Source organism: Paenibacillus alkaliterrae, assembly GCF_021532375.1.
In the GTDB taxonomy this organism is placed as follows: Bacteria; Bacillota; Bacilli; order Paenibacillales; family Paenibacillaceae; genus Pristimantibacillus; species Pristimantibacillus alkaliterrae.
This window is the reverse complement of the sequence record NZ_JAKGAP010000016.1, coordinates 20257-45812: the sequence shown is the minus strand read 5'-3', so window position 1 is coordinate 45812 and position 25556 is coordinate 20257. Positions and strand designations below refer to the sequence as shown.

Genomic DNA, 25556 nt, shown 5'->3' with positions numbered 1-25556 from the left:
GCCATGACATTCCTTTTGTATGATGAAAGCGTAACCCTTGTTCGTTCCGATCGAGAGGTGTAGCCGTTTACAGACTTTCACTTCGGTTTGTAAACGCTTACGATACTGGCGGGGCGGGAACCACCAAAAGCTTATGATTCGAGGAGGATGTCTATGAAAAGGAAAATGAAAAAAGGGTTGTCATTGCTTTTCGTCCTGATGCTTGCTTTAACCACGGTTTTAAGCGGATGCCTCAGCGGCGGAGGAGCGGAAATGTCCTCCAATCCCGAGAACGAGGCTGCGAACACGGTGGAAACCGGACCTGCTGCGGCCGATGAAGAACCGGCAGAAGAGGCAGGCGCAGGCGGTACCGGGGACACTGCCGGAGCACCGGCGGTAATTACAGATTTCAAACAGTCTCCCATATTAGATTCCAAGTCGCTTCCGCCGGTCAAAGAAAGGCTGCCGGAAGACTATAAAATCACGAATGAAATACCGGCTTCCCAACTCAAATACGAAATCGGCAAATACGGCGGCACGCTTCGGACCGTAACGTCCGCTGTGGATTGGGATGCGGATGTGTTCGTCATGAACAATGAGCCGCTGCTGAACACCCCTGGTATTTTGGGCGAAGAAATTACTGGGAACGTACTGAAGGACTACGAAATGAGCGAGGACGAGAAGACGTTCACTTTCTTCATGCGCAAAGGCTTGAAGTGGTCGGACGGCAAGCCGGTAACGACGGAAGATGTCCGGTTTACCGTTGAAGACATTTTGTTCAACAAGGAGCTTACTCCGATTTTCCCTGCTTGGCTGAACTCGGGTGGAAACGCTTCCGGAACGCCTATGAAATTTGAACTCGTTGATGAGTATACCTTTAAGATCTCTTATGATCAGCCATATGGCGGATTGCTGATCCGTCTTGCGATCCAAGGCTGGAGGGGTTACTCCGAACTGCTTCGACCGTCGCATTATCTGAAGCAGTTCCACAAGAAATATACCGACTTGGCTGCCTTGGAAGCGGAAATCAAAAAGTCAGGCTTCCAGAAAGGCGAGTGGATAAACCTCTTCAATGATAAAGATATTACGAACTGGGAACTGACCAACTCGAAAGCCGTCGGATTCCCCGTACTGTATCCTTGGATGTTCGTGAAGAAAACGAAAACGAACGCTACGTTCGAACGGAACCCTTATTACTTCAAAGTGGATCCGGCAGGCAATCAGCTTCCTTATATCGACACGATTCAAAGCACGCTCGTGCAGGACATCGAAATGGTCACGCTCAAAACCATTGCCGGTGAAGTCGATTTTTCGCGTGAATCAGCTGCTCTGGTAAAGATGCCTCTGTACAAGGAAAACGAGAAGAACGGATACTCGGCGCTGCTGTCGAACATGCACGTAACGCCAAGCGACATATTCCTCAATTTTTCGCATAAAGACACGAATTGGCAAAAGGTTGTGCAGGACGTTCGTTTCCGCAAAGCTCTGAACATGGCGATTAACCGTGATGAAATTATTGACACCATTTACTTCGGATTTGCGGAGCCTTCCAAATTTGAAGACCCGACTTATAACATTGAAGAAGCCAATAAGTTGTTGGATGAGATGGGAATGAAGAAAGGACCGGACGGTTTTCGCCAAGGCCCGGACGGCAAGAAGTTTACGATTCCTTTTGAAATCGGAGCTCAGGCGCCCGATATCGTACCGCTGACGGAATTGATCGTAGAGATGTGGAAGCAGCTCGGGCTTGATGTTCAGATGAAAACGATCGATCAGACGCTTTGGGGTAAACGCCGCGAAGCTAACGAATTGAAGGCCACGATGATTTGGACCCACACCCCGCTTTGGTATATGGGCGATTGGGGTCAGTCCATATGGGCCCCCGCATGGGAGATGTATCATACGTCGGGAGGCAAAAAAGGCGTAAAGCCGTCGGATGAAGCAAAAGAATTCTACCGTACGATTGATAAAGCGTCTATCAGCAATCCCGAAGACGCGAGAGCGACGTTCGAGGAACTGAAGAAGGTTATGGGCGAGAAGAATTATTATTTCGTTCACATTGAGAATGTGAAGCAGCCGCTGATCGTGAACAGTAAGCTGAAAAACATCCCGAATGATCAAGCATTCGCGATCGCAGCCAACTTCAGCGGCGAACAGTTCTTCTACGCCGAATAGGAAACAAGCCCATAAAGCCCAGATACTGCGAAAGCCGTCAGTCGCCTGGGCTTACCCTCTTCGCAGCCCGATAACCGCCAAAGGAGGAAAACAATGCTCAACTACATAGGCTACCGCGTGCTGCAGTTGATTCCGCTGCTCATCGCGATCAGCATTATTGTCTTTTTCATTATCCAACTTCCGCCTGGAGATTTTCTTGATACCTATATTCAGCAGTTGGAGATGTCAGGTACGGACGTGGATGAAGGCACCATTCTAAATCTGCAGAAACAATACGGGCTGGACCAGCCTTTTATTATGCAGTATCTGATCTGGATGAAAAACATGCTGCTGGAAGGGGACCTGGGCCGGTCTTTCCAATGGAACCAACCCGTGTCCGAAGTGATTGGCGACCGGCTTATGCTGACGATGGTCATTTCAGTCATTTCATTAATTTTCGTTTGGATTGTTGCCATTCCGATCGGGATTTATTCTGCCACCCATCAGTATTCGATATTGGACTATGTGTTCACTTTCATCGGCTTTATCGGACTCGCGGTACCCGGTTTTCTGATTGCCTTGGTTGTCCTTTATGTCGTATTTGTCAATACAGGCGTGTCGATAACAGGACTATTCTCACCGGAATACGTGGATGCCCCTTGGAGCATGGCCAAAGTGCTCGACATGCTTCCCCGACTTGTTCTGCCCGTCGTCGTAATCGGCATGTCCGGTACGGCGGGACTCATCCGGGTCATGCGCGGCATGCTGCTTGACGAACTATCGAAGCAGTATGTCATAACGGCGCGTGCCAAAGGGGTCGAAGAAGGGAGGTTGCTGTATAAGTACCCGGTCCGGATGGCGATTAATCCACTGATCAGCACTATCGGCTGGACGCTGCCCGCACTCATTTCGGGTGAAGCGATCGTATCGATTGTTCTGAACACCCCGACGACGGGGCCAATCCTCTTGCGTGCTTTGATGTTCCAGGATATGTATCTGGCCGGCAGCTTCCTGCTCATCGTCAGTGTATTGACGGTTCTCGGAACGCTGCTGTCCGACATTCTGCTGGCGTGGCTTGACCCGCGGATTCGTTTTGGGGGGGTTGCGGATTGAATACAGTAGTAGAGAAATGGAAATCGTACCGGATTAGATCAAAAACGACTAAGAAACCTGAAAAAACGGAAGCTTTCGAAGTTGCCTCGCAATGGCAGCTGATGTGGTGGAAATTCAAGAAACATAAGATGGCCATGTTTTCGGCGATCGTGCTGATTCTCTTGTATCTGTCCGCCATCTTCTGTGAGTTTTTGTCACCGAAAGTTCCGCTCGAACGGTTTTCCGAATACAAGAATACGCCGCCGCAGGGCATCCACTTTTACAGCAAGGAAACGGGATTCAGCCTCCGTCCCTTCGTATACGACATGAAAATGACGGTGGATCAAAAGACGTTTCGCCGCACTTTCCAGGAAGATAAATCCAAGCCGTATTACATTTATTTTTTCGTAAAAGGCTCGGAATATAAAATGTGGGGTTTATTTAATTCGGACATTCATCTATTCGGGACCAAGGATCCTAATGCCCCGATGTTTCTGGCGGGAACCGACGATCTCGGCCGTGACCTCCTGTCCCGAATGCTTTATGGAGGAAGGATCTCCCTGGCCTTCGGTATCCTTGGAATTGTTTTGACTCTGGTATTGGGATTGCTGCTCGGAGGCCTTTCCGGCTACCTTGGAGGCTTTACGGATACCGTCATACAGCGTACGATCGATCTGCTGATCTGTATTCCCACCATCCCATTATGGATGGCCTTGGCTGCGGCAATGCCGCGAAACTGGTCAGCGCTGGAGATTTATTTCGGCATGATCATCATTTTTTCGATCATCGGATGGACGGGACTTGCCAGGGTCGTAAGGGGTAAAATCTTATCCTTGCGGGAAGAAGACTTTACGATGGCGGCTCGTTTGGCAGGAGCGAGTGACATGCGGATCGTGACCAAACACCTTCTGCCTTCCTTTGCCAGTTATATCATTGTCAGTATAACGTTATCAATCCCGGCTACCATACTCGGTGAAACCGCGCTCAGCTTTCTCGGAATCGGACTGATGCCGCCGGTGGTCAGTTGGGGCGTCCTTCTTCAGGATGCACAGAACCTGGAGACGCTGGCATACCATCCTTGGTTGTTGTGGCCTGCTTCGCTTATTATTTTGACGGTGCTGATGTTCAACTTTCTCGGAGACGGCCTTCGCGATGCAGCCGACCCCTACAAATAAGGAGGGCTATCCATGAGTGTGAATATAAAAAAACAATCCGCCGGCGCCGGCGCTGCAAATGCGGACGTCATTCTGGAGGTCAAAGACTTAAAGGTCCATTTTCATCTTGATGAAGGAAAGCTAAAATCAGTAGACGGCGTGAACCTCACGATTCGAAAAGGGAAGACGCTGGGCATCGTCGGAGAGAGCGGGTGCGGCAAAAGTGTCACTTCCCAGGCGCTGCTCCGCATCGTGCCGCATCCTGGAACAGTGGAGGGTCAGATCCTGTTAAAGCGCGGCAACACCGGCAATTCGGAGACGGTCGACTTGGTTAAGCTCGATGACAAGGGAAAAGAAATCCGAAGTATCCGGGGCGGAGAGATCGCGATGATCTTCCAGGAGCCAATGAAGGCGTTTTCACCTATTCATACGGTCGGCGATCAGATCATGGAGGCCATTCTCCTCCATCGGACAAAAGACGATTCGGAGGCCAGACGCATAGCGCTTGAGACGCTTCAAAGCGTCGGCATGTCCAATCCTGTGCAGCGGATGAATGAATTTCCGCATCAACTGTCCGGCGGGATGAGACAACGGGCGATGATCGCTATGGCCCTGGCGTCCCATCCGAATATACTCATTGCAGACGAACCGACTACGGCACTCGACGTGACCGTTCAGGCTCAGGTGCTGCAACTAATCAACGAGCTGAAGGAAAAAACGGGGACATCCGTTATCTTCATTACCCATGATCTGGGTGTAATCGCAGAAATGTCCGACGATGTCGCTGTTATGTATTTAGGTAAAGTCGTAGAATATACCGATGTGGATACGCTCTTCTACGGCGCGCGGCATCCATATACGAAAGCTTTGTTTCACTCTATTCCTTCCGTTGCCAGCAGGAACAAACGTTTGGAATCCATTGAAGGGACCGTACCTTTTCCGATGAACCTTCCGGAAGGCTGCGGATTTTATTCCCGGTGTCCGAGAGCGGAGGACGGTCTGTGCAATGTGACGGAAATCCCTCTATTCAAGGTGAGCGAAAACCATTACGTGAGATGTCTGTTTGCAGAAGAACAAAACCCCGGGGGTGTCGGCAATGAGCATTAGCGAAGAGATTTTGAATGTCCAATCCCTGAAGAAATATTTTGTGATCAAAAAAGGGTTTCTGCAGCGGACTGCAGGATATGTAAAAGCGGTTGACGACGTAAATTTCTACATTCGGGAAGGTGAAACATTCGGTCTTGTCGGCGAATCGGGATGCGGTAAAACAACGCTTGGACGTTGTGTGCTGCGGGCGATCGAGCCTTCAGAGGGCGTAACGCTGTTTAGGGATCGGGACGGGAAAATGAAGGATTTGAATGGTCTCGATTCCAAAGAGCTTAGGAGGTTTCGCAGGGATATCCAATTGATCTTCCAGGATCCGTATTCGTCTCTGAATCCCCGAATGACGGTGGAGAATATCGTCGGTGAACCGCTCGTCTGCAACGGCATGGCCAGTGGGGAAGCGCTTCGGGAGCGCGTCAAGGAACTTGTGGAGATGGTTGGCTTAAGCAGCAGACACCTGGAAAGATACCCGCACGCATTCAGCGGAGGACAGCGGCAGCGGATTGGTATTGCCCGCGCATTGGCGACTAATCCTCGATTTATCGTCTGCGATGAGGCCGTTAGCGCGCTCGATGTTTCGGTCCAGGCCCAGATTCTGAATCTGCTTCGGGACTTGCAGAAGCGACTAGGCCTCAGTTATTTGTTTATATCCCATGATTTGGGCGTCATTCAGCATATATCGGATCGTGTAGGCGTCATGTATGTCGGACGCATGGTCGAAACTGCGAAAACGGACGATCTGTTTAAACAGCCCAAGCATCCTTACACCGAAGCACTGCTTTCGGCAAAGCCGATTCCGGACCCGCGCAAGAAAGCTGCGCGGATCGTATTGTCCGGCGAAGTCGCTAACCCGGCCAATCCGCCGTCAGGGTGTTACTTCCATCCCCGCTGCCAGTATGCTCAGGATGTATGCAGGAAGAAAAAACCGGAATGGAGAGAGGTCGGACCGGATCATTTTGTCGCCTGTCACCTGGCCGATGAGTTGACGCTCCAGGGAGCAGTGAAATCATGACTCCGTTTGTCGTTGCTATTCTCTTATACTTGATTGCGATGATTGCTTTCATTTTGGGAACCGTATGGATGATTCGGACTTTAGTCAACCACACGGTCGGGCGGAAGCATCGGATCCTCGAGCACATCACAGAAACGGGTAACTTGCCGGAAGAATGGTTGAATGAGGGAAGGGACTCTGTACGTGTTAAGAAGAAATTAAATAAATTAATGGAATATGCTCGTAAAACCAGGTTTGTCGACAGTGAAGAAACCCGTGCTTTGCTGCTGTCCAAGCTGGAGAAAGCGAAAGTACAGGTGGAGGAATAATCGATCATGGATTCAATTATCGAGAAAGAACGGCGTAAAGCGCACGCTATGCTCTTATCTTGTCTCTTAACCATATTGCCGTCTCTGATTGGTCTAGCCCTTTGGCTGTCACTGCGCACACTGGTCGCCCAAATCTTGATCATAAGCGGAATCAGTACCTGGTCGTGGGACGCAATTCAGTCCTTCGCTTTTCTCTCATTCGGCTTGCTATGGCTGACAAGCGTGTTTTTCTTTCAATTCAAGCTATACAAAAGCGGGATTCAAGGACAAATATGGAACATGTTCACGCTGATAAATGCCGTTCTGGTTCTTCTGCTTTTATTTACTCAAGTTGTACTTCTTCTGATCGGTGGACTGCGGTTTTCGACCGCAGAAGCGCTTATTCCTGCCCATAGGTCGGTAACATTAACTATTTTTACTGTATATGACAAAACAACCAACAAGGAAAGGGTTTGATATAATGATCATTGGCAGCGGGGAACACACCTATAAAATTGCAGAGGGTTGGGGCAAGCTGCCCGAAGGAATTCAATACGGATATACCCATGGTATTGTAACGGATTCACAAGACCGAGTATACATATTTAATACAAGCAAAGATTCGGTAATTATCTTATCCGAGGATGGGGAATTTATCAGTTCATGGGGAGAACAATTCAGCGAAGGGGCCCATGGGATGCTTCTTCATGCGGAGGAAGGAAAGGAATTTCTCTACTTGGTCGATACGGCTAGTAGTGAAGTAGTGAAAGCTGCTCTCGATGGAAACATTGTTCTCAAAATGGAAGCGCCATCCCTGCCTGAAGTTTATACCGCAGATAAAAAATACGTCCCGACAGATGTGGCTGTAGCCCCGAACGGTGATATTTATGTGGCAGACGGATATGGACAAAGTTGGATCCATCATTATGATAAAAATGGCGCGTACAAGCGCTCCTGGGGCGGACTTGGTGAGGGAGCCGGTCAATTAAACGGTCCGCACGGAATATCCGTTGACACACGCGGGGATAAACCTCTGATTTATGTGGCAGACCGATCCAACCACAGAATTCAAGTCTTCACACTCGAAGGAGAACACGTCAAATTCGAGTACGATGAGTTAAAGTTTCCATGTTCTTTTTTTCAGTGGGGAGAAAAATTATACATTCCCGATCTGTATAGCAGAATCACCATCCTGGATCGTAACGATAAACTGATTATCCATTTAGGGGAATCAGACCATTACAAGACGGAAGGCTGGCCCAATTTACCTCTGACATCACTGAAACCGACGGAGTTTAGTTCACCGCATGGGATATGTGCGGATTCCAAGGGATGCATTTATGTGGCGGAGTGGATATCGGTGGGGCGCATTACGAAGTTGATTCCGACTTCACGATAAGAAGATCCCGGATTTAGTCATTTCGGGGTATTATCAGGCGGGAGGTGAAGAACGGGTGCAGGAAATTTACGGAAGCAATCGGTATATGAAGGATGAGTTTCCTTTTTGGATTACGCGGACGGAACAAGGATCACTCGCCGAGCATGGCCATGAGTTCGTCGAGCTTGTCTATGTCGTGCGCGGGAAAGGTGTTCATATCTTCCTGGGTACCGAGTATGACATTCACGCGGGAGACGTGTTTATTATCAATCCCGGTGAAACGCATGCTTATTTTGTGGAGCCGGGCGCGAATATGGAGATCATCAACTGCTTGTTTATGCCTTCTTTTATTCCTGATGCCCTGCTGAGTGAACTCGGAATTACGGGATCGATGGACTATTTCTACGTTCACCCGTTCCTAAAGCACGACATTCGTTTCAATCACCACCTTAATTTGCACGGGCAGGATGCGGCTTCCGTCCTTATGCTGCTTGAGAGCATGATCAGGGAAATCGGCTGCTGCGGATTAGGTCATACCACGCTGATCAGACTGCAGATGATCGAGCTGCTCGTACTGCTCTCCCGATATTACGCCTTTATGCAGCATCAACGAAGCTATTCCTCCCCGCGTCAGTTGGACCGTGAAATGACAGCCAAACGGATTTACGGTTATTTGGAACGTAATTTCGATAAGAAGATTACGCTGCAATCCCTCTCCGGGTTGTTCAACGTCAGCACCCGGCAGTTGAACCGTATGATGAGGGAGGAGTTCAACAAGAGTATATTCGACGTGCTGCACGAAATCCGAATCGAACGCGCGAAGCGGCTGCTGCTCGAGTCGGACGAGAAAGTAATCTCCGTGGCAACGATGGTTGGCTACGAAGACCCTTCATTTTTCAGCAGGCTGTTTACGCGGCACGCGGGATGCTCGCCGCGCCAGTACCGTACGGGACATTAGGAAAGGGTGACGCGAAACGGCGATGCGATTGTCGGCAATGAATGGATGCGAAGGCAGCTTTTAAAAGGTGCCAAACACGTATCGGCAGCATTGATTCCATGAATGAAAGGGTGTCGTACATGTACGAGGCAAGAGGAGAAAAGCATTGGTTTATTCCGGACGGGTACATACCGGAAATAAGCTCAGGAGCGCTGGTCAGTCATGAGTCGGTATGCGTGCTGAACTGTTCCTCCGAAGAAGCATCTGTGCGGTTGACGATTTATTTTGAGGACCGTGATCCGTTGGAGGATATTGTGGTTGTCGTTCCGCCAAGGCGAACGAATCATATCCGAACGAATTCTTTGCTTAAGAACGGTGAACCGATTCCGGTCGGTATTCCCTACGCTATTGAAGTGACAAGCGATATTCCGGTCGTCGTACAGTACAGCAGGCTTGATGCGACCCAGGCGGAGAACGCGTTGATGTCGGTGATGGCATATCCGATAAAATAATCAATAGGGTACCGTTCGTTGAAATTCCGGACAGGAGGGATCGGAATGTTGGATACGGCCGTGAACGTAACCAAGGAGCAAATTCGATATTATCGTGACAATGGTTTCGTCCAAATCGACAACATTTTATCTGATGAGGAATTGGAAGAGCTGCGCTGCCACCTCGGAGAAACGATGGGCGTACAAGACGGCAAGTCTTTGCAAACATCCGGGCAAGGAAACGCTTACTATAAGGTGCTTAATCAACGCGTAAATACGTGGCGAGACCACGGCGGGATGGCCAGATTCGTACTCTCCCGCCGGTTTGCCGATGCGGCGAAGCAGCTTACCGGCTTCGATGGAATCCGTTTGTTCCATGACCACGCGCTATTTAAGATGCCTAAGGATTCCAAACCGACGCCTTGGCATCAAGACCACCCTTACTGGCCGATGAACGAGACAGGCGCTTTATCGATCTGGATCGCCCTTGACGATGTGGACGTAAACAACGGTTGTATGATGTTCGTGCCGAAATCCCAGAAGATTATGAACTTAAGGCACGTCGATCTGGTCCAGCCGCATGATATTTTCAACGATGAAGGCGCATCCGGGCTGGATCGCAACACGGCCGCAATCGTGAGGATGAAAGCAGGCAGCTGTACCTTCCACGATGGACTTACTTTCCATTATGCGCATGCCAACCAAACGGATCTTCCCCGCCGGGTGCTGGCCATGATTTACATGGCGGAAGGTACGACATACAGCGGCGCGCCCCATGCATGCACGGACGGTTTGGGTCTGAAGCAGGGAGACTTGCTGCGAGGCGGGACATTCCCGAAATTGGCGTAAAGGAGGGGGGTGAAGCCATTCTCTAGAACCTCAATAGAAGCATTTCAACATCGGCTTGTGGCGTATATCGTCAAGATGATATGAACAAAGTCAGACGTAAAACCTACGTGATTCAATTCAGGGTGCGGCTAGAGAAAGTGGGCAAGTATCGCGAAAAGAGGTTTGTGGAGGTTTAGCAGACGTTAACATCCCATAACAAAACCGGCTCAATGGGAGCCGGTTTTGTATTTTAACGAAAGCAATTATGCTATAATATTGGCAGGATTGCAAACGGGATGGACGGTGAAATCTCATGTTTCGTATTCAAGAATTGCAAAAATTAATCAAGCTTACAGGTGAGCGGGCAATGCTGGATGCCAAAGCAAACGGGACTTACATTGTATATAAGAAAAGTGACGGTCAGATTGTAAAGGAATATCCAGATGGTGAGATAGTACCAGTAAATGATTCAGGGAGCAATGGGATTAAAAGAGAAGGATGCGGTCTATGACCATAATTCATTTTGAAAAGGAAGAGGATACTAAACGATACTTGGATTGGCGAAAACAAAATCCACAAGGTTTTGTCCTGAATATTAACACTTGGAACTCAAAGTCGACGACCACCAAGAACGTCATTCACTCGGCAAATTGGTGTTCTTCATTAGACACTCCTCCAATACTCAACCGCAACAGACCTATTACACCTTAGCATCCTAAGCTGTGTTCCACGAATCTTCGCGAACTGGAAGATGAAATGAATTCCAAGGACTTACCATACAAGCTTTGTGGACTCTGTATTAGGGGTTAATCCATCGGATCGTATTCGCCATAAAAGCGTTTCATTGCAAATCCGGTAACTGCTGAGAAGGCAGCTTGGATAGATACTAACTTTTTTTCATCATTGATTTTATAAACAACAATCACATTTCCTATTTCAGTCCAATGAAACCCGTTAAATTTGAAGTTAGGGTAATTCGCTACACCCATAGAATTTTTGTAAGGTCTTGAGAGAACTGAAATTGAAGCGTCGTAAACCCTTTCGTGGTCTACATTGAAGATTTTTGCTAATCCCTTGGTTGCGGTTCTTCTCCAACCAACAAGATACCCGTTATCGTTATTTGCCATTATTGTGCTTCTCTAATAACTTTCAAAAATTCGTCTTTGCTCATGATCAGATCCTCATCCGATTCCATTTCAGAACCATGCAGTTGCATCAAAATTTCATCGTTAGAGAAGATCGCATCTGTTATTTTATCGTTTTCGCCGTGACGATCTTCAGTTATCAAAATTTTATATTCTTGATTATCTATGCGGAAGATAAAGGTATCCTGATCCATTTGCCTAACATCGAGCATTTTTCCATCGAAACCTTCGATTTTGATTTGCATATGAGTTACCTCCTCGCTTTTGCTTATTATACCACAAACAACGGTGCCTTACGTTGAAATGGGGCATTCGTTTGAGTTCGAGGTGTTGGCGGGCAACCAATATCCGGATAAACGATTTCCAAGGTCAGTAACATTTGGCGCTTTATTAAATGTCGTTGACTACATGGAGGAAGAAGAATCCGCAAGGGCTGCCCGGTTGATCGATCAGATGCTGAAATCATTTGCCTGCCATACCTTCAGAGGCTCCATCATTGCGCCGCAGGCGAGGATATACCGTTCCGTCATTCTGCCGTTTACCCAGTCCGCCCAGTTCTTGATCCATCTGCTAAATGCCGAGACTCCGGTCGGAAACAGCGAATGGATGGTCTTTTTAATGAACAGCAAGTACCGGCTGCCGCATCATTATGCAAGTCTTATGGACGAGCCCTTGGAGATGGAGTATCAGACCGGAAACGCTTGGGTTAAGCTTAAAAAGCAGCAGGATTATATGCTGACCTCGGTACAGTCGCCGAGATACGACGAGAATCCTTCGTTCTGGGAAAATAGCGGCTTTGACGATTCCGCCGACGTTGAATCCAATTCTTATATCAAATCCTTTAACGAGCGATTTCACGGAACATCTCACTTTGAACCGGGGGTGCATAGTTATCAGCAGCATATGTGGTACGCTGCGCTCGATAACGATACGGTAGTGTTTACCAACCATCCGGGGAGATGTTTGACGATTGCGGCATGCGCCCAGGCTATTGGTACGGGAACGGCATCATGCCGGCAATCAAACAACAGGGCAATTTGCTTGGCGCCATTTATGACATTGGGGAAGATCATCCTATTGCATTTACCCATCTGTTTTTTCCGGCCAGCAAATTTGATTCAGTTTTACAGGATGGGCAATGGCTGTTTGGACAAAAGGATGGCGGGTACGCAGCGATATGGTGCAGCGATGTGATGGTGCCGTATAACGACCGCCTGATTGGTTGCGAATATCGGGTATATGGAAGCAGGATGGCGTATATTTGCCAGTGCGGCTCAAAAGAGGAATTTGAATGCTTGGATCATTTTAAAGACTATTGATAACTGCTCTCTCCTGTTTTCGATCATTCAAAACTCAAGCTATCTGCTTCAAATGGGTATGTTCTGTCATCTATCAGGCGCGAAAACAAAACTCAGTACGTATAGGTAAAAGCGAATGACTATAAATAAAATAGAAGGGGAGGACGCTGCAATGGGCAGATTGAACGTATGGGAAAATGCTGAACCGGGCATAAAACGGAAAATATTTACTCCGGGCCAGACGATTATGATGATGGAGGTTCATTTTGAGGAAGGAGCGGAAGGTTATTTGCACAGTCATGTGCATGAGCAGCTTTCTTACTGTTTGGAAGGGAAGCTGGAATTTACGGTCAACGGAGAGAAAGCCGTCATTTCGGCGGGAGAGACGATCTACATTCCGAGCCTTGCCGAGCATGGCTGCCGCGCCCTTCAGAAGAGCAAGCTGCTGGACACTTTCACTCCGCTCAGGCAGGATTTAATCGAATAGCAAGGCAGGACGGATTCATCCCAAGTCAACCAGTTTAAAAAGAGGAGCAGTTAGCCGCGGCAGCTGCTCTTTTTATTTTCTAAACTAAACCAGCTGCTAGCGCACCTTCAAGGTCCGGTTCCTTTATGAGAAAATGAAGGCAACGACTGAAGTGCAGCCGCCCGTACTGGGCCATCCGACCGCCGGCTTCAGGTTACGATGAAGGAGTCTCGGATCATGGATACCAAAACTCAAGGCGTCATCCAAGGATACAATCCCCAGATCGCTGTGGACGAAGACCAAGGTATCATTGTTGGGCTCAAAATGAGCAACAGCAGCAGCGACCAGAAACAGTTTGAAGGTGTCCTTGCCTCCATCAAAGAGAGCACTGGGAGGGGTACGCTATGAGTTTACTTGGGATGGTTTTGATGAAGGCGATCGTAATTGCGGAACTGGATGGATTAAAATGCTGGAAGGCGACAAGGTTGAGGGCGAAATCAACATACACTTTGGGGATCATTCGAAGTTCTGGGTAAGTAAGGCGAAGTAATTGTCGGCTTATCGTTTCGTCCTTGTTGATATTGAATCGTAGAATAGGTGGGAAACTTATGGATGACCAATGGGAACAGCGCATTGCCGGGATTAGAGGAGGCTTTATTGTGAATAAATCCGCGAAAGATGCCGTTTGAACCGAAGCGAAGAAGCGTTGCGGGCTCAGTGAAACCGAGATTCGAATGGCCAAAGAGTTGGGGATGGCGCCAAAGAGTCTGCTAAAAAATATACCAAGCAAATCGCAACAATGGAAAGCGCCGGTACTAGAGTGAGTCAGAGATTTGTACGCCAAAAAGTTCGGAAATCATCTCCCTGAGGCTGCAGGAAAGAGGCCGATAAGCATAAATAGTCTCCGTCCTCTCACTAAGATGGGGACTATGTGACGTTACTATGAACGTAATGCGATTAAATATCGTGCTGCCTCTCGACCTGCTTGGGTAAAAGAAATTGAACAGCGGTTACATTAATGAAGCTAGTTTGTGCTCCTTGTTATGCGTTTGCAATTTCATAACGGAATTGTCCAAATAATCACTTTTGCAGCTAAATAAATATCATGAAAATTCATTTATTATATAGCTATTATCAAATGTTCTTCATCGTTATTCAATATAGCTGAATTAGCTAAGAGGGAGCTCCTGCTTTGATGGATGCGATAAATTCATGGGAGGCTATGATGAAAGAGAAGGTAAGGATTGGAATGATAGGACTAGGTGCCCGCGGCATGGGGCTGTTGAAAGGCATCATTTTGAACATGGAGGATGTAGAGGTTGCGGCAGTATGCGATTTATATGAGAATAGATGTGAAGACGCAGCGGCAATGATTGAACAAGCGCGAGAAATTCGTCCATTCGTTACGAAGCAGTATACGGAGCTTTTGGCTATTGCGGATATTGATGCCGTTGTGATTGGCGCATCTTGGACCGACCATATAGAAATTGCAGTTGCTTCTATGGAGGCAGGAAAATACGTGGCCAGTGAAGTAGGCGGAGCGTATTCTATTCAAGAGTGCTGGAGATTGGTAGAAGCGTATGAAAGAACCAAAGTACCATGCATGATAATGGAAAATTGCTGCTATGGAAGAGATGAGCTTATGGTTCTAAATATGGTGAAGAAAGGCATATTGGGTGAGATCGTGCATGCCTCAGGAGGCTATCATCATGATTTGAGAAAGGAGATTTCTAACGGTAAAGAAAATCGACATTATCGATTAAATAATTATATCCACAGAAATTGCGAGAATTATCCAACCCATGAAATCGGACCTATAGCACGGATTCTCAATATCAATCATGGAAATAGAATGGTATCTCTTGTCTCAATGGCTTCTAAGGCAAAAGGTTTACGCGAATATATAAAGAATGAAAATGGTGAAGCTGACGAATTAGCAAATACGGAGTTTATGCAAGGCGATATTGTTACAACTATTATAAAATGTGCACACGGAGAGACGATTACGATTACACTCGATACGACATTGCCAAGATATTATTCAAGAGGGTTTACGATAAGAGGGACAAAGGGCATGTATTTCGAGGACAATCGTTCTGTTTTTATAGATGGACAGCATGATGATTTTCACGATTCATGGAAAGAGCAATGGGGGAATGTTGAACAATTTAGAGAACAATACGAGCATCCCATTTGGAAAAAATATGTAGAAGAAGGCGTAAAGGGAGGCCATGACGGCATGGATTGGCTTGTATTCTCAGACTTCTTTGAAAGTGTAAAGAAGGGTACGCAAACGCCTATTGATGTATATGACATGGCTTCTTGGATGTGCATTTCTGCTTTGTCTGAAGATTCGATCGCAATGGGCGGACAACCGGTTGCTATACCTGACTTCACGAATGGAAAATGGATTAATCGCTAGCATACAAGGAAGCGGGGATGATCGTACATGAAGACATGGCGTACGGACGGACCAATACAAGCTGATTTACTATTACGCGGACGCCTTAGGAACGTCGGGATCGATCGACGAGCCGAAGACGCCGGAGTGGGAATTGTTCAATTTGAAGAAGGATCCCTATGAAATGATAAACGTTTATGACGACCCTGATTATGAGAACATCGTAAACATCATGGAAAAAGAGCTGTACAGATATACATCCACCCGGACAAGGATGGGGTGTACATGCCTGTTACGGGCTGTGGACAGTTAGGACCCGTCTCACTGGGAAGAAGAGAGGGCGGCAGCTTTAAGGACTTCACATAAAAATAAATAGAGGGAATAAAGCAGCCTTATCTGAAGGCTGCTCTTTCTGTGCATGTTGCTGCACTTATGCGTGATGAATTCTTGGCATAGCAAGCGGCTCTTTGCCGAGCTCCGCCCAAATGTACCTTAAGAAAAGATCCGACTTTAACACCGCGCTGCCAGGATCGTCCCAAAGATTATTCACTTCACCGGGATCCTCCTGAAGATCAAACAGCTCGCCGTACGTTTGATTGTAGTAAACTGTGATTTTATATCGTTCATTCACATACGTTTTCTGATGAATCGTTGTCGGTTCATGACGGAACTCGCATACGGCATGGTCTCTTGCCTCGCTTTTTTGCCCGCGCCATACTTCGCTTTGATCTACACCGGTCATTGCTGACGGAACAGGCAGGCCGGACAAGGAAAGGAAGGTCGGCGCAAGGTCCACCAAGGACTGGATGGCGGAGGATTGAACGCCTGCCGGCACATGTCCCGGATAACGGACGATAAAAGGGAGCTTGATGAGATCCTCATAATGGAAGCCGCCCTTGTACTGCAGGCCGTGCTGACCGAAAAAGTGGCCGTGGTCCGTCGTGAATACAACGATCGTGTTGTCCGCCAGCCCAAGCTCCTCCAGTTTGTCGAGAATCCGGCCGATATATTTGTCCATACAGCTTATCATGCCGTAATAAGTGGCGACCAGCTTCTTTCGTTCACTCTCAGGCAGACCGGTATGCGAATGATACCCATGGATGCCAAAGCCGCTTTCCAGCAAATGAGAAAAATCAGGCTGTTCCATCTGAGTCATAGCGAAATGAGGCGGATTTTTCTCGTGCTCGCCTGGCGTGAGCGTGGGAATAGTAAGCTTCTCGGGATCATACATCGTGTCCCAAGGTTCGGGCACCAGATAAGGAGGGTGAGGGTCAAAGAAGCTTGACCAGAGAAAGAAGTTTTCTCCGCTTTGCTTGTATTGCTCTAAGAGGGCGTTGCTGCGCTCCGAGATCCAGGTGTTATAATGATATTCCTCGGGAATCGGCCACTTATGAAGGGTGGAGCGATCCATGGTACCGGTAGAAGGAAGGTAATAATCCCGCCAATTCGAGCAGCCCTTCTCCTCCATCCACAAAGCATAATGCTGTCCAACATGGGCTTCATTCGTATGGTTGCGCGCCAGCTCTACATGGTCGAAGCCATAAAACGGTCCATGAAAGTCCTTCCAGAACGCCAGATCCTGCAAGAGGGGATAGGCTTCGAGCGAAGGGTATTCGTCGTTCCCGCGAAGCGGCTGAAAATGGGCTTTTCCGACAAGAGCTGTCTGATACCCGCCCTTTGCGAAATCTTCTCCAACCGTATGCCTGTCCTCCAGCAGCTTCGTGCCAAGCGTCCAAGCCCCATGCTGGCTCGGATACATCCCCGTAATGATGGAAGCCCGTGTTGGCGTACACGTCGGATTTGGACAATAGGCTCTAGTAAAGGCAGTGCCCTCGTTAACGAGCCGATCAAGATTTGGGGTATTCAGCTCTTGGTTAAACGCGCCGATCGTATCCCAGTGCTGTTGGTCGCTCGTAATGAGCAAAATGTTTGGTTTTTTCATTCAGATCAATTCCTTCTATAAGTATTTAATCCTCTTTAATAATAAGATTATATTCGTTGCGTTGGAATGCTTGAATGTTGTGTTGTCATTTGTCATTTTGTCGGGTAAGATCGGTGTGTTGACATTGATAATCGGAGGGAGATACGGTTATGAAAGAGCTTCCTATCGAGTATTCGGACTGTTGGTATGCTTTTCCGTCCTCCGTTCAGGCAGCTGGCGGCTGCTGGATCGTTCGAGCCGGACGAAATCGGGCGAAACCGAATTATGTGGTCGGTCCAAAAATGATCGGACAATACGGTCTTCATTTTGTGTTGAACGGGAGAGTCAGAGTGAGCAGCGGCAGTTCTTCCGTAGAATTGGAGGGGGGCGATTTGTTTTGCTTGTTCCCGGGGAAGTTATATACCTATCAAACGGCATCGGGAGACGGTCCGGCTCTGGAAATGATCTGGCTCGCGCTGGATGGAGAGCAAACACCGTTGATTCTTGCGGGGATGGGAATAACGAGGGAGAGCGATTACGCTAAAACACTGTTAAATACGGGGGCTAGAGCCCTCCTAAAGCAGCTATTGTCCCAGCTATTTAAGCAGTCGGCTTACTGCTACCATGCGCAGAGTCTGCTATACCAGCTTTTCTGGAAGCTAAGTGCAAGGGCAAGGGGGGAAACGGATGCTTTACCAGGGTCTCAGGGCGATTGGGCGCATCTGGCGAAGAAGTATATGGAGTTGCATTTTGCAGAAGACATTCATGTATCAGATTTGGCGCATATGGTCGGTATTCATCGCTCCCATTTCAGCTTTGCCTTCACTCGGCAATTCGGATTTTCGCCATCACAGTACTTGCAAAGACTGAGAATGGAGACGGGTGCGCGATTACTTAGAGAGACGGCCCTGAGCGTAACCGAGATTGCTTTAACGACAGGCTATACAGAGCTTTACGCCTTTACAAGAAGCTTCAAGCGTTATTACGGCATCTCACCGAGCGGTTATCGTGCTTGACTGCAATTGGAAGGGGGAATTCGGTGAAAGCAGCTATTATGGCAAAAATCAGCGGGATGAAACTATCTACAATATTACGTCTTTTTTTCATTATTATTGTCATTATTCCGATTATGGTCATCAGCGCGATTGTATTGCGCATGTACAAACAGGACTTGCTCCAACAAGCGACGGAACGTACGATTCAAACCTCCCAGACACTGGCCTATTCAACAAAACAAGAAATAAATAAAATGGTTGGCATATTTGCTTCCGTCGGAATGGACCCTGACGTGCTTTCCACAGTAACGTTAATAGATAAAACTTCTTTAGCCGAGCGCCAGACGAATATTAACGGAATGTACAAAATATTAAGCAAGCATAAATCATCGGTATCAAAAAATGTATTATCCATCAATTTTTTTTCAAGGATGAAGCTTCGTATACTTACTTGAGTAATTTGGAGGAATTTGAAGAGGCTTCCCGTCAATCGGAATGGTTCAAGCAGGCCCAGCTTAAGCAAGACTATGTTCATTTTCTTGGAATGAAAAAAAGTACCGTTTACTGGGAAAACAGCCGCGCCGAAATGGCGCATATTCTGAAGAACCTGTACGATAAAGCGTTTCAATAATAAGCAGAGACAAAAGCGGCTTCCGCTGACGACCCTCGAAGATGAGGGGGCGCCGGCGGGAGCCGCTTTTCTGAATACATATTTGGAACTTTATTTGAAATGCATTCGAAGGAGTTGAATCCTATGGATACGATGGCTATTTATATAAAGTTCCCCGATATGACGAGTACCCTGTACGTACGGGCTTTCACGTAAACGTCATCGAACCCTGATATTGGCAACTACATCTGAAGGATTGATGATGGATATATTTATGTCGATATCCAACTAAACGATAACCTCGAGGCATGAGATATGTTAAGCGTATCCTGGAAACATGTTGTTCCTATCAGCCGCTCTGCCGAACAATATGATCAGCCGTTCTTATCGCAAGAGCGATGGTGGAAAGAGTCGGATTAGCCGCAGCAAGAGTAGGCAGAACACTGTTATCGGCCACATAAAGGCCGGAAACATCGTGAATTTGGCCAAAACGGTCAGTAGAGGAAGTAGCCGGGTCATTGCCCATCCGGGATGTGCAGGATTCATGAAGGTCGCTTCCCGGAGGCAACAAGGTAGGCCCACCATCCAAAGTCACTCCCATAGCTGAGGCAGACTGAATAATTCCCTGACGCATTTGGTTGATTACCGCATTATCCCTCTCATTGTACGAAAAGTTGACTTGGATCATAGGCACCCCATATTCATCCCGTGCGGACGGATCCAAGTAAACCTTGTTCTCGTATCGCGGCTCCACCCTGCCGAAAGCCACTAATACTACGCCCAACTCCTCCTGAAGTACCTTTTCTTCAAATTGCTGGTATGAAATATATTGATCAGGTCCTAAAATTTGAATCTGATACGGAGCTTGCCGCGTTTCCCGCTTCAAAATGGCCAAATTGCCGATATTATCCGAGAACAACCTGCGACTGATTTTGCCCGTTCCCAGAACGAACGAATGATTGGTCAAAAAGCGCCCGATCGCCGGCCCTTGGATGCCAGAATTAAGAAAAAGACGAGGTGTTTCCAACGTGCTGGCTGAAACGACTACATTTTTTGCCCGAATGGTATGAATTTTCTTGTCTGGAGACATCACATTAACGCCAGCGGCCTTTCCATTCTCAAGAAGAACTCGAGTAGTGTAAGCGTTTAAAGCAAGATCGAACGGTCTGTCATTCATGGCATAGGCAAGAAAGTAGACAGAACTGAACCATGCATTGGAGTGAATTTCTCCTTTTCGGGAACCCCTCATATCAATGGCAAGCGGAAAATCAGTTGCTTCAGGAATGTGATTTGCATGAAGCCGATTCATAAGTACTTTCTGCATAGACGAGCCTTGAGCATAAGAAGTTGTGACGTTCATGATCGTCTCCGCGAGTCTGAAATATACATCCATTTCCTCAGAATTGACAGGCCATTGTTGAATTTCGAACTGAGGAGGACGAGGGCATCCCGCGTTCCAGAACAACGTCCTGCCGCCGAGCGCAAACGTCTGTCTGGCACCTGGAAATTGGGGGAGACGCGCCCCCACGTGAGTCGAATTATCGGGCCATAATTGATCGCGCATGCGGCTGACATTCATGGTCGGGATATTTAGTGCATGTGAATGAAATAGCTTATTCCCCTTTTCAAGTATACCGATACGCTTAGCGCCTTGATTCCTCCACAGTTCGCATAATCGGTACAGTGTTGCTCCCCCGCCTGCACCGCTTCCGACGATCAGAACATCATATTTCGTATTGGCCATTTGTTCCAGTGATTTGTCCGGGATCCAATTATTCGGGTAAACCCACATAACAATCACACCCTAAATGAATTTCTTATCTATCTAATATAAGCGGAGAATTGCTTCTTTATGATGCTGAAATCTCTGCCCTAAGTTCGCGGCTTTCATCAAAGACCTTCCTGCAAGACTTCCTTGCTGACCAGATATTCTGGATCACTTCCATCGATCTTTCACAGATGGCATCGTTAATGAAAAATCGCTATTCGCCCAAAGCGACAGGCAAGCGACCTCATGACCAGCAGCAATCGCCTATTCGTCGGCAATGCCGGCGGGTGAGCGATTTTGGTATTTCAAAATCAATTGTTCCTAAGAAAACAACTCCGGTGGAAGCTTTCCGGAATCTTTCAGGCGGCGAAATGCGCTTGGGGACAGGCCGTAGCTTCTCTTAAACAGCTTGGAAAAGTGAAATTCATCATAAAAATGCAGGCCAGATGCGATTTCCTTAACCGACAAGTTTGTCGTCTCGAGAGATGCTTTTGCCGACTCTAGCTTTAGCTTTAACATATAGCTGCTTGGGGACAGCCCGGTAATGGAGCGAAAACGGGTAAAGAAGGACGTGCGGGACAAGCCGCTTTTTTGCACGAGTTCTTCGGCCCGGAACGGCTTGTCAATATTTTTATGCATATAGATAAGGATCTTGTTCAACTCCGTATGACGAAAATTGTCCGCAACCGTCTGTTCCCGCGCGAAGAGGAGCAGTACTTCCTGCAGCAATATGTTGGCGGAATAAGCGTATCCGGTCGGCTGTGCGATCAGGTTGTCGATCATTCGCTCGCATAGTTGAATGGCCTCAGCCAGTTTACCCGTTGAAACGACCTCACAGACGGGAAGCTGGAGAAAACGGGCCATGTCCAGGCTGCTGAAGTCAAGAAAATAAAACTTCCAATCATCATTTTGACATCTATAGGTGGACGGAACAGCCTCCTGAACGAAAAAATATGTACCTGCGTGCAGTTCATGTCGGTCTGTTGATTGAGAAAGGGTTCCTTTTCCTTTATAGGTGATGAACAGGCCTGGGGCATTGAACCCCTCTCCTTTGCTTACTTGGTATGCGTCGTTTGCTTGCACTTTCCAAATGGATATAAATTTGCAAAGGGGGACAACCGACTTTTCTCCTAACCCGTAAGGGATATCCATGTAAGACACCGAACTCCGCCTTCCAAACATTTGATTTGTTATAATATACATCAAAACTTAGGTATTATAAATAATTTTAATTCAAATGATGTACGATTATACATGAAATAAATACGGCCATCCATGGATGAACGCATTGATTTAACCTACACTCAACATATAGACAGCAAGCAAATCGAAAATGGCTTGGTGATAAACTAGCAGAGGAGTGTTTGCGCAATGATGGTCAAAGTAGGCAGTCGTGAATTAGAGATGAATGGTCCGAACTTAACGGAACTAAGAAGTTCAAACGATATATTGCATGATATGGCGGCGCTGCAACAGCGGATGGTGGATGACGGGTACTTGCTGATTCGCGGGTTTCATGACCGGGAACAGGTGCTTCGTGCCAGAATGACTATTTTGGAGAAAATGGACAGGAATGGGAAGATCGCTCGGGATACGCTGCTTGAGGAAGGAGTCATGGCCGATGGCAGCAAAAGTATTTTTATGGGCGGTACGAATGAGGATTTGCCTGAATTGCTTAATGTGTTGAACGGGGAGCATGTGATGCGCTTCTTCGATGACTACCTTCGCGAGCATTCTCTCACTTACCAATATAAATGGCTCAGAGCTGTTGGAAAGGGAGATTTCACAGGGGCTCACTATGACATCGTGTATATGGGGAGGGGCACACAGAACGTTTACACCGTATGGTCTCCTATAGGGGATGTTCCGCTCGAGATGGGCGGACTTGCCATCTGTCTCGGTTCGCACCGGTTTGAAGAATTAAAACGCTCTTACGGCACAAAGGATTCAGACCGGGACGCTATTGGCCATTATACAGATGATCCGCTTGTGATTACGGAAAAATTCGGCGGCAAGTGGGCGACAACGGCGTTTCAAGCTGGAGATGTTCTCATTTTCGGCATGTATTTGCTTCATTGTTCGCTCGAGAATACAACGAACCAGTATCGGATCAGCGTAGATGCGAGATACCAATCGGCAAACGAGAAGGTGGACGAAAGGTGGAGCGGTAAAAAGCCGCGGGGTCACTTTAAATAAGGACAAGGAGAGCCTTGTGGAGTGCTTTTCCTTTGTGTGAACAACGCAGATAAAGAAACATTATACAAGCAAGACGCAGAGAATGATACCACGATGCCAACTTGCTGTGAATAAGCACTTTAAGTCTTTTTGGATGAAGCACCGCCTGAACTGCTGGGATAATCACCTATGCTGTTTGGTTCGAAGCTTTTTTGTTTCCGAAGGCTATTTTAAAGGGAAAATATATAAGCAAACAGTTCAACTTGTATAGTTTCTGGATCTATATCCGGAGCTGCGGCCCGCTTGAGGCCAGTTGAGGGAGATACGGAAATATTAGATCTAGTATCTAGATCTATTTCGGCAAGATTGGTTAGTTTGAGGGAATTAGATCTAGTTTCTAGATCTATATCCGAGATGTCATGATTTATATTGATGATTTCCTTGGTTCAGTATATCGTTCAATATTGAATGCGCGCGAGTTTTTCGGCAAATGGAATTGTGATTATGATCGATTATGTTAGATCTATCAGTAAGGGCCTGTCCCTCAAGGTTATAACCTTATGGGACAACCCCTTCACATTTGTTGCCTTAATGATTTTCGTCAACCTCGTCTAAAAGGAGCGCAACTCTTAATGGATTTCACTCACATGCTCTTCAATATAAGCACGAACCTCTTCAGCCGATCCTAGCTCTAGCGCCGCTTGCGCAATAGCCTTCATATTCTGCTTGGAAAGCTTGGCAAGCAAAGCGCGCGCAGGCAATACGGCGCTGGCGCTCATGCTGAATTCGTCCAACCCAAGGCCGAGCAGAATCGGAAGCGCGTGCTTCTGTCCGGCCATTTCGCCGCACATGCCGACCCATTTGCCATTAGCATGAGCGGCAGCGATGACACGGTCGATGAGCTGCAAAACAGCAGGGTGGAGAGGATCGTTCAAATAACCCAGCTTAGGATTCATGCGATCAGCAGCCATCGTGTACTGGACCAGATCATTTGTTCCGATGCTGAAGAAATCGACTTCCTTCGCGAATTTGTCCGCAAGGATGGCGGCTGCCGGAATTTCGATCATAATGCCGGCTTCGATATTGCGATTCAAGGCTATGCCCGCCTCGGTAAGCTCCTGTTTTGCCTCATCCAGAATCGACTTTGCTTGGCGCCATTCGCCAAGCGTCGCGACCATCGGAAACATCACCTTCAAATTACCAAAGGCGCTTGCCCGTAAAATCGCCCGCAGCTGCGTTTTGAACATATCGGCCCGATCCAGGCAAATACGAATGGCGCGGTAGCCAAGGAAGGGATTGTCCTCCTTCGGCAGGTTCAAATAGGCAAGCTCTTTATCACCGCCGATATCGGATGTGCGAATGACGATAGGCGTCTCGGGACCGAATGCTTCGGCAACCTTCCGGTAGGCGTCAAATTGCATCTCCTCCGAAGGAAGCTCCTCTGCGTCCATGTATAGAAACTCGGTGCGGAACAAGCCGATGCCTTCTGCTCCCGAGGCCGCTGCTTGTTCGGCATCCTTCACGGAACCGATATTGGCAACGAGCTCTACTTGTACGCCATCTGCACTCATTGAGGGCTGGTTCAAATAGGTTTGATATTGTTCTTGCCGCTTGAGCTGTTCTTGCTGCATCTGTCTATAACGGGCAAGAGTTGCTTCATCCGGATCAATGTATACATGACCTTCCGATCCGTCAATGATGACTGTTTGACCGTCTTTCACAGAAATATCCAACGCGGCACCGATACCGACTATTGCGGGTATGCCAATGGAGCGGGCGATGATAGCCGAGTGGGATGTGCGCCCGCCTGCCTTGGTCGCGAAGCCGATGACCTTGCCGGGATCAAGCTGAGCGGTATCCGACGGTGCTAAATCATCGGCAAATAACACGATAGGCTGGCTTGCATCATCAAGTGAAGCCGATGCAACACCCCGAAGCTTATTCAAAACGCGGAGGCTTACGTCGCGAATATCTGCGGCGCGCTCGCGAAGGTAAGGATCGTCAAGCCCGCTGATCAACCCTGCAATATCCTCTGAGGTGGAGTAGAAAGCATATTCCGCATTCAACTGCTCCTCTTTTATAAGCTCTTTCGAACGATCGATAAGCTCTTCATCCTCAAGCAGCATAACATGCGCTTCAAAGATTTCGGCTTCATGCTCTTTATTTTGCGCGACGAGCTTGGAGAGTACGGCTTCAAGCTCGATGCGGGCAGCAGCAACCGCAGCTTCGAATCGGGCAACCTCTTCATCCAGCAGATGGGAGTCCAATTTAATTTTATCTATTTCCAGTGCTTTCGTTGATAACACCTTTGCTCTGCCGATCGCATAACCAGGCGATGCGGCAATACCTTGAAGCATCATC

Annotated in this window: 26 protein-coding genes and 1 pseudogene; 21 read left to right on the top strand and 6 right to left on the bottom strand. The window is 47.7% G+C overall.

What is annotated here, in order from left to right:
* The first annotated feature begins 153 nt into the window (after positions 1–153).
* The 12 genes from L1N85_RS08775 (at position 154) to L1N85_RS08720 (ending at position 10927) form a co-directional block, all read left to right on the top strand.
* Positions 154–2154 carry an ABC transporter substrate-binding protein gene (locus tag L1N85_RS08775; RefSeq protein ID WP_235237174.1) on the top strand — a complete coding sequence of 667 codons (2001 nt, stop codon included), beginning with the start codon at positions 154–156 and terminating at the stop codon, positions 2152–2154.
* A 93-nt stretch (positions 2155–2247) separates the two neighbouring features.
* Positions 2248–3246, top strand: coding sequence for an ABC transporter permease (locus tag L1N85_RS08770; protein ID WP_235237173.1), 999 nt, complete (start codon positions 2248–2250; stop codon positions 3244–3246).
* Positions 3243–4400 (top strand): ABC transporter permease, encoded by a 1158-nt coding sequence (locus L1N85_RS08765; RefSeq protein WP_235237172.1) that lies wholly within the window; start codon positions 3243–3245, stop codon positions 4398–4400. The genes L1N85_RS08770 and L1N85_RS08765 overlap by 4 nt, the downstream gene beginning before the upstream one ends.
* Before the next feature lie 12 nt (positions 4401–4412).
* Entirely contained in the window at positions 4413–5486 is a 1074-nt protein-coding gene (locus tag L1N85_RS08760; RefSeq protein WP_235237171.1) for an ABC transporter ATP-binding protein, read from the top strand.
* On the top strand, positions 5482–6495 hold the full coding sequence (locus L1N85_RS08755) for an ABC transporter ATP-binding protein (protein WP_235237227.1): 1014 nt from the start codon (positions 5482–5484) through the stop codon (positions 6493–6495). Before L1N85_RS08760 ends, L1N85_RS08755 begins: the two co-directional genes overlap by 5 nt.
* Positions 6492–6803: a hypothetical protein gene (locus tag L1N85_RS08750; RefSeq protein WP_235237170.1), complete on the top strand. Its 312-nt coding sequence runs from the start codon at positions 6492–6494 to the stop codon at positions 6801–6803. Before L1N85_RS08755 ends, L1N85_RS08750 begins: the two co-directional genes overlap by 4 nt.
* Positions 6804–6809: 6 nt before the next feature.
* Positions 6810–7259 (top strand): hypothetical protein, encoded by a 450-nt coding sequence (locus L1N85_RS08745; protein ID WP_235237169.1) that lies wholly within the window; start codon positions 6810–6812, stop codon positions 7257–7259.
* Positions 7260–7263: 4 nt separating this feature from the next.
* Complete coding sequence (locus L1N85_RS08740) at positions 7264–8181, top strand: NHL repeat-containing protein (protein ID WP_235237168.1); 918 nt, start codon at positions 7264–7266, stop codon at positions 8179–8181.
* 55 nt (positions 8182–8236) lie between these two features.
* Positions 8237–9118, top strand: coding sequence for a helix-turn-helix domain-containing protein (locus L1N85_RS08735; RefSeq protein ID WP_235237167.1), 882 nt, complete (start codon positions 8237–8239; stop codon positions 9116–9118).
* Between the two features lie 119 nt (positions 9119–9237).
* On the top strand, positions 9238–9609 hold the full coding sequence (locus L1N85_RS08730) for a sensory rhodopsin transducer (RefSeq protein ID WP_235237166.1): 372 nt from the start codon (positions 9238–9240) through the stop codon (positions 9607–9609).
* A gap of 45 nt (positions 9610–9654) precedes the next feature.
* Positions 9655–10437: a phytanoyl-CoA dioxygenase family protein gene (locus L1N85_RS08725; protein ID WP_235237165.1), complete on the top strand. Its 783-nt coding sequence runs from the start codon at positions 9655–9657 to the stop codon at positions 10435–10437.
* A gap of 292 nt (positions 10438–10729) precedes the next feature.
* Positions 10730–10927 carry a hypothetical protein gene (locus tag L1N85_RS08720; RefSeq protein ID WP_235237164.1) on the top strand — a complete coding sequence of 66 codons (198 nt, stop codon included), beginning with the start codon at positions 10730–10732 and terminating at the stop codon, positions 10925–10927.
* 295 nt (positions 10928–11222) lie between these two features.
* Here L1N85_RS08720 and L1N85_RS08715 read toward each other — a convergent pair whose 3' ends face one another.
* Both L1N85_RS08715 and L1N85_RS08710 read right to left on the bottom strand, forming a co-directional pair.
* Entirely contained in the window at positions 11223–11543 is a 321-nt protein-coding gene (locus tag L1N85_RS08715; RefSeq protein ID WP_235237163.1) for a hypothetical protein, read from the bottom strand.
* On the bottom strand, positions 11543–11806 hold the full coding sequence (locus L1N85_RS08710) for a hypothetical protein (RefSeq protein ID WP_235237162.1): 264 nt from the start codon (positions 11804–11806) through the stop codon (positions 11543–11545). The genes L1N85_RS08715 and L1N85_RS08710 overlap by 1 nt, the downstream gene beginning before the upstream one ends.
* A 58-nt stretch (positions 11807–11864) precedes the next feature.
* Between L1N85_RS08710 and L1N85_RS08705 the strand changes: the two genes are divergently transcribed.
* The 5 genes and pseudogenes from L1N85_RS08705 to L1N85_RS08685 form a co-directional block, all read left to right on the top strand.
* A complete protein-coding gene (locus tag L1N85_RS08705) occupies positions 11865–12755 on the top strand; it encodes a hypothetical protein (protein ID WP_235237161.1) in 891 nt (296 codons plus the stop codon).
* Positions 12756–13031: 276 nt separating this feature from the next.
* Positions 13032–13346 (top strand): cupin domain-containing protein, encoded by a 315-nt coding sequence (locus tag L1N85_RS08700; protein ID WP_235237160.1) that lies wholly within the window; start codon positions 13032–13034, stop codon positions 13344–13346.
* Between the two features lie 216 nt (positions 13347–13562).
* Positions 13563–13733 (top strand): hypothetical protein, encoded by a 171-nt coding sequence (locus tag L1N85_RS08695; protein WP_235237159.1) that lies wholly within the window; start codon positions 13563–13565, stop codon positions 13731–13733.
* A 787-nt stretch (positions 13734–14520) separates the two neighbouring features.
* Positions 14521–15747 (top strand): Gfo/Idh/MocA family protein, encoded by a 1227-nt coding sequence (locus L1N85_RS08690; protein ID WP_235237226.1) that lies wholly within the window; start codon positions 14521–14523, stop codon positions 15745–15747.
* 46 nt (positions 15748–15793) lie between these two features.
* Positions 15794–16039 (top strand): annotated as a pseudogene (locus tag L1N85_RS08685) (sulfatase/phosphatase domain-containing protein); the annotation flags it as partial.
* Positions 16040–16156: 117 nt separating this feature from the next.
* On the opposite strand, the gene L1N85_RS08680 reads toward L1N85_RS08685, so the two are convergent.
* Positions 16157–17668, bottom strand: coding sequence for a sulfatase family protein (locus L1N85_RS08680; protein WP_235237158.1), 1512 nt, complete (start codon positions 17666–17668; stop codon positions 16157–16159).
* 149 nt (positions 17669–17817) lie between these two features.
* Between L1N85_RS08680 and L1N85_RS08675 the strand changes: the two genes are divergently transcribed.
* From L1N85_RS08675 to L1N85_RS08665, 3 genes are read left to right on the top strand one after another with little or no spacing between them, the layout of a single operon-like run.
* Complete coding sequence (locus tag L1N85_RS08675; protein ID WP_235237157.1) at positions 17818–18663, top strand: helix-turn-helix transcriptional regulator; 846 nt, start codon at positions 17818–17820, stop codon at positions 18661–18663.
* A gap of 23 nt (positions 18664–18686) precedes the next feature.
* A complete protein-coding gene (locus tag L1N85_RS08670) occupies positions 18687–19097 on the top strand; it encodes a hypothetical protein (protein WP_235237156.1) in 411 nt (136 codons plus the stop codon).
* Positions 19094–19273 (top strand): hypothetical protein, encoded by a 180-nt coding sequence (locus L1N85_RS08665; protein WP_235237155.1) that lies wholly within the window; start codon positions 19094–19096, stop codon positions 19271–19273. The genes L1N85_RS08670 and L1N85_RS08665 overlap by 4 nt, the downstream gene beginning before the upstream one ends.
* Positions 19274–19601: 328 nt before the next feature.
* Here L1N85_RS08665 and L1N85_RS08660 read toward each other — a convergent pair whose 3' ends face one another.
* Both L1N85_RS08660 and L1N85_RS08655 read right to left on the bottom strand, forming a co-directional pair.
* Entirely contained in the window at positions 19602–21044 is a 1443-nt protein-coding gene (locus L1N85_RS08660) for a GMC oxidoreductase (RefSeq protein WP_235237154.1), read from the bottom strand.
* Positions 21045–21341: 297 nt separating this feature from the next.
* Entirely contained in the window at positions 21342–22172 is an 831-nt protein-coding gene (locus L1N85_RS08655) for an AraC family transcriptional regulator (protein ID WP_235237224.1), read from the bottom strand.
* A gap of 219 nt (positions 22173–22391) precedes the next feature.
* Between L1N85_RS08655 and L1N85_RS08650 the strand changes: the two genes are divergently transcribed.
* Positions 22392–23216 carry a phytanoyl-CoA dioxygenase family protein gene (locus L1N85_RS08650; RefSeq protein WP_235237153.1) on the top strand — a complete coding sequence of 275 codons (825 nt, stop codon included), beginning with the start codon at positions 22392–22394 and terminating at the stop codon, positions 23214–23216.
* 608 nt (positions 23217–23824) lie between these two features.
* Here L1N85_RS08650 and ptsP read toward each other — a convergent pair.
* Positions 23825–25555, bottom strand: coding sequence for a phosphoenolpyruvate--protein phosphotransferase (gene ptsP / locus L1N85_RS08645; RefSeq protein ID WP_235237223.1), 1731 nt, complete (start codon positions 25553–25555; stop codon positions 23825–23827).
* Position 25556 lies beyond the last annotated feature (1 nt).

Excerpts from the sequence above, each read along its gene's own strand:
- L1N85_RS08655 (WP_235237224.1), bottom strand. The coding sequence starts at position 22,172 with ATGGATATCCCTTACGGGTTAGGAGAAAAGTCGGTTGTCCCCCTTTGC.
- L1N85_RS08680 (WP_235237158.1), bottom strand. The coding sequence starts at position 17,668 with ATGAAAAAACCAAACATTTTGCTCATTACGAGCGACCAACAGCACTGG.
- L1N85_RS08730 (WP_235237166.1), top strand. The coding sequence starts at position 9,238 with ATGTACGAGGCAAGAGGAGAAAAGCATTGGTTTATTCCGGACGGGTAC.
- L1N85_RS08750 (WP_235237170.1), top strand. The coding sequence starts at position 6,492 with ATGACTCCGTTTGTCGTTGCTATTCTCTTATACTTGATTGCGATGATT.
- L1N85_RS08710 (WP_235237162.1), bottom strand. The coding sequence starts at position 11,806 with ATGCAAATCAAAATCGAAGGTTTCGATGGAAAAATGCTCGATGTTAGG.
- ptsP (WP_235237223.1), bottom strand. The coding sequence starts at position 25,555 with ATGATGCTTCAAGGTATTGCCGCATCGCCTGGTTATGCGATCGGCAGA.
- L1N85_RS08770 (WP_235237173.1), top strand. The coding sequence starts at position 2,248 with ATGCTCAACTACATAGGCTACCGCGTGCTGCAGTTGATTCCGCTGCTC.
- L1N85_RS08725 (WP_235237165.1), top strand. The coding sequence starts at position 9,655 with ATGTTGGATACGGCCGTGAACGTAACCAAGGAGCAAATTCGATATTAT.
- L1N85_RS08715 (WP_235237163.1), bottom strand. The coding sequence starts at position 11,543 with ATGGCAAATAACGATAACGGGTATCTTGTTGGTTGGAGAAGAACCGCA.
- L1N85_RS08675 (WP_235237157.1), top strand. The coding sequence starts at position 17,818 with ATGAAAGAGCTTCCTATCGAGTATTCGGACTGTTGGTATGCTTTTCCG.
- L1N85_RS08745 (WP_235237169.1), top strand. The coding sequence starts at position 6,810 with ATGGATTCAATTATCGAGAAAGAACGGCGTAAAGCGCACGCTATGCTC.
- L1N85_RS08690 (WP_235237226.1), top strand. The coding sequence starts at position 14,521 with ATGGATGCGATAAATTCATGGGAGGCTATGATGAAAGAGAAGGTAAGG.
- L1N85_RS08660 (WP_235237154.1), bottom strand. The coding sequence starts at position 21,044 with ATGTGGGTTTACCCGAATAATTGGATCCCGGACAAATCACTGGAACAA.
- L1N85_RS08695 (WP_235237159.1), top strand. The coding sequence starts at position 13,563 with ATGGATACCAAAACTCAAGGCGTCATCCAAGGATACAATCCCCAGATC.
- L1N85_RS08650 (WP_235237153.1), top strand. The coding sequence starts at position 22,392 with ATGATGGTCAAAGTAGGCAGTCGTGAATTAGAGATGAATGGTCCGAAC.
- L1N85_RS08760 (WP_235237171.1), top strand. The coding sequence starts at position 4,413 with ATGAGTGTGAATATAAAAAAACAATCCGCCGGCGCCGGCGCTGCAAAT.
- L1N85_RS08775 (WP_235237174.1), top strand. The coding sequence starts at position 154 with ATGAAAAGGAAAATGAAAAAAGGGTTGTCATTGCTTTTCGTCCTGATG.
- L1N85_RS08700 (WP_235237160.1), top strand. The coding sequence starts at position 13,032 with ATGGGCAGATTGAACGTATGGGAAAATGCTGAACCGGGCATAAAACGG.
- L1N85_RS08740 (WP_235237168.1), top strand. The coding sequence starts at position 7,264 with ATGATCATTGGCAGCGGGGAACACACCTATAAAATTGCAGAGGGTTGG.
- L1N85_RS08720 (WP_235237164.1), top strand. The coding sequence starts at position 10,730 with ATGTTTCGTATTCAAGAATTGCAAAAATTAATCAAGCTTACAGGTGAG.
- L1N85_RS08705 (WP_235237161.1), top strand. The coding sequence starts at position 11,865 with ATGGGGCATTCGTTTGAGTTCGAGGTGTTGGCGGGCAACCAATATCCG.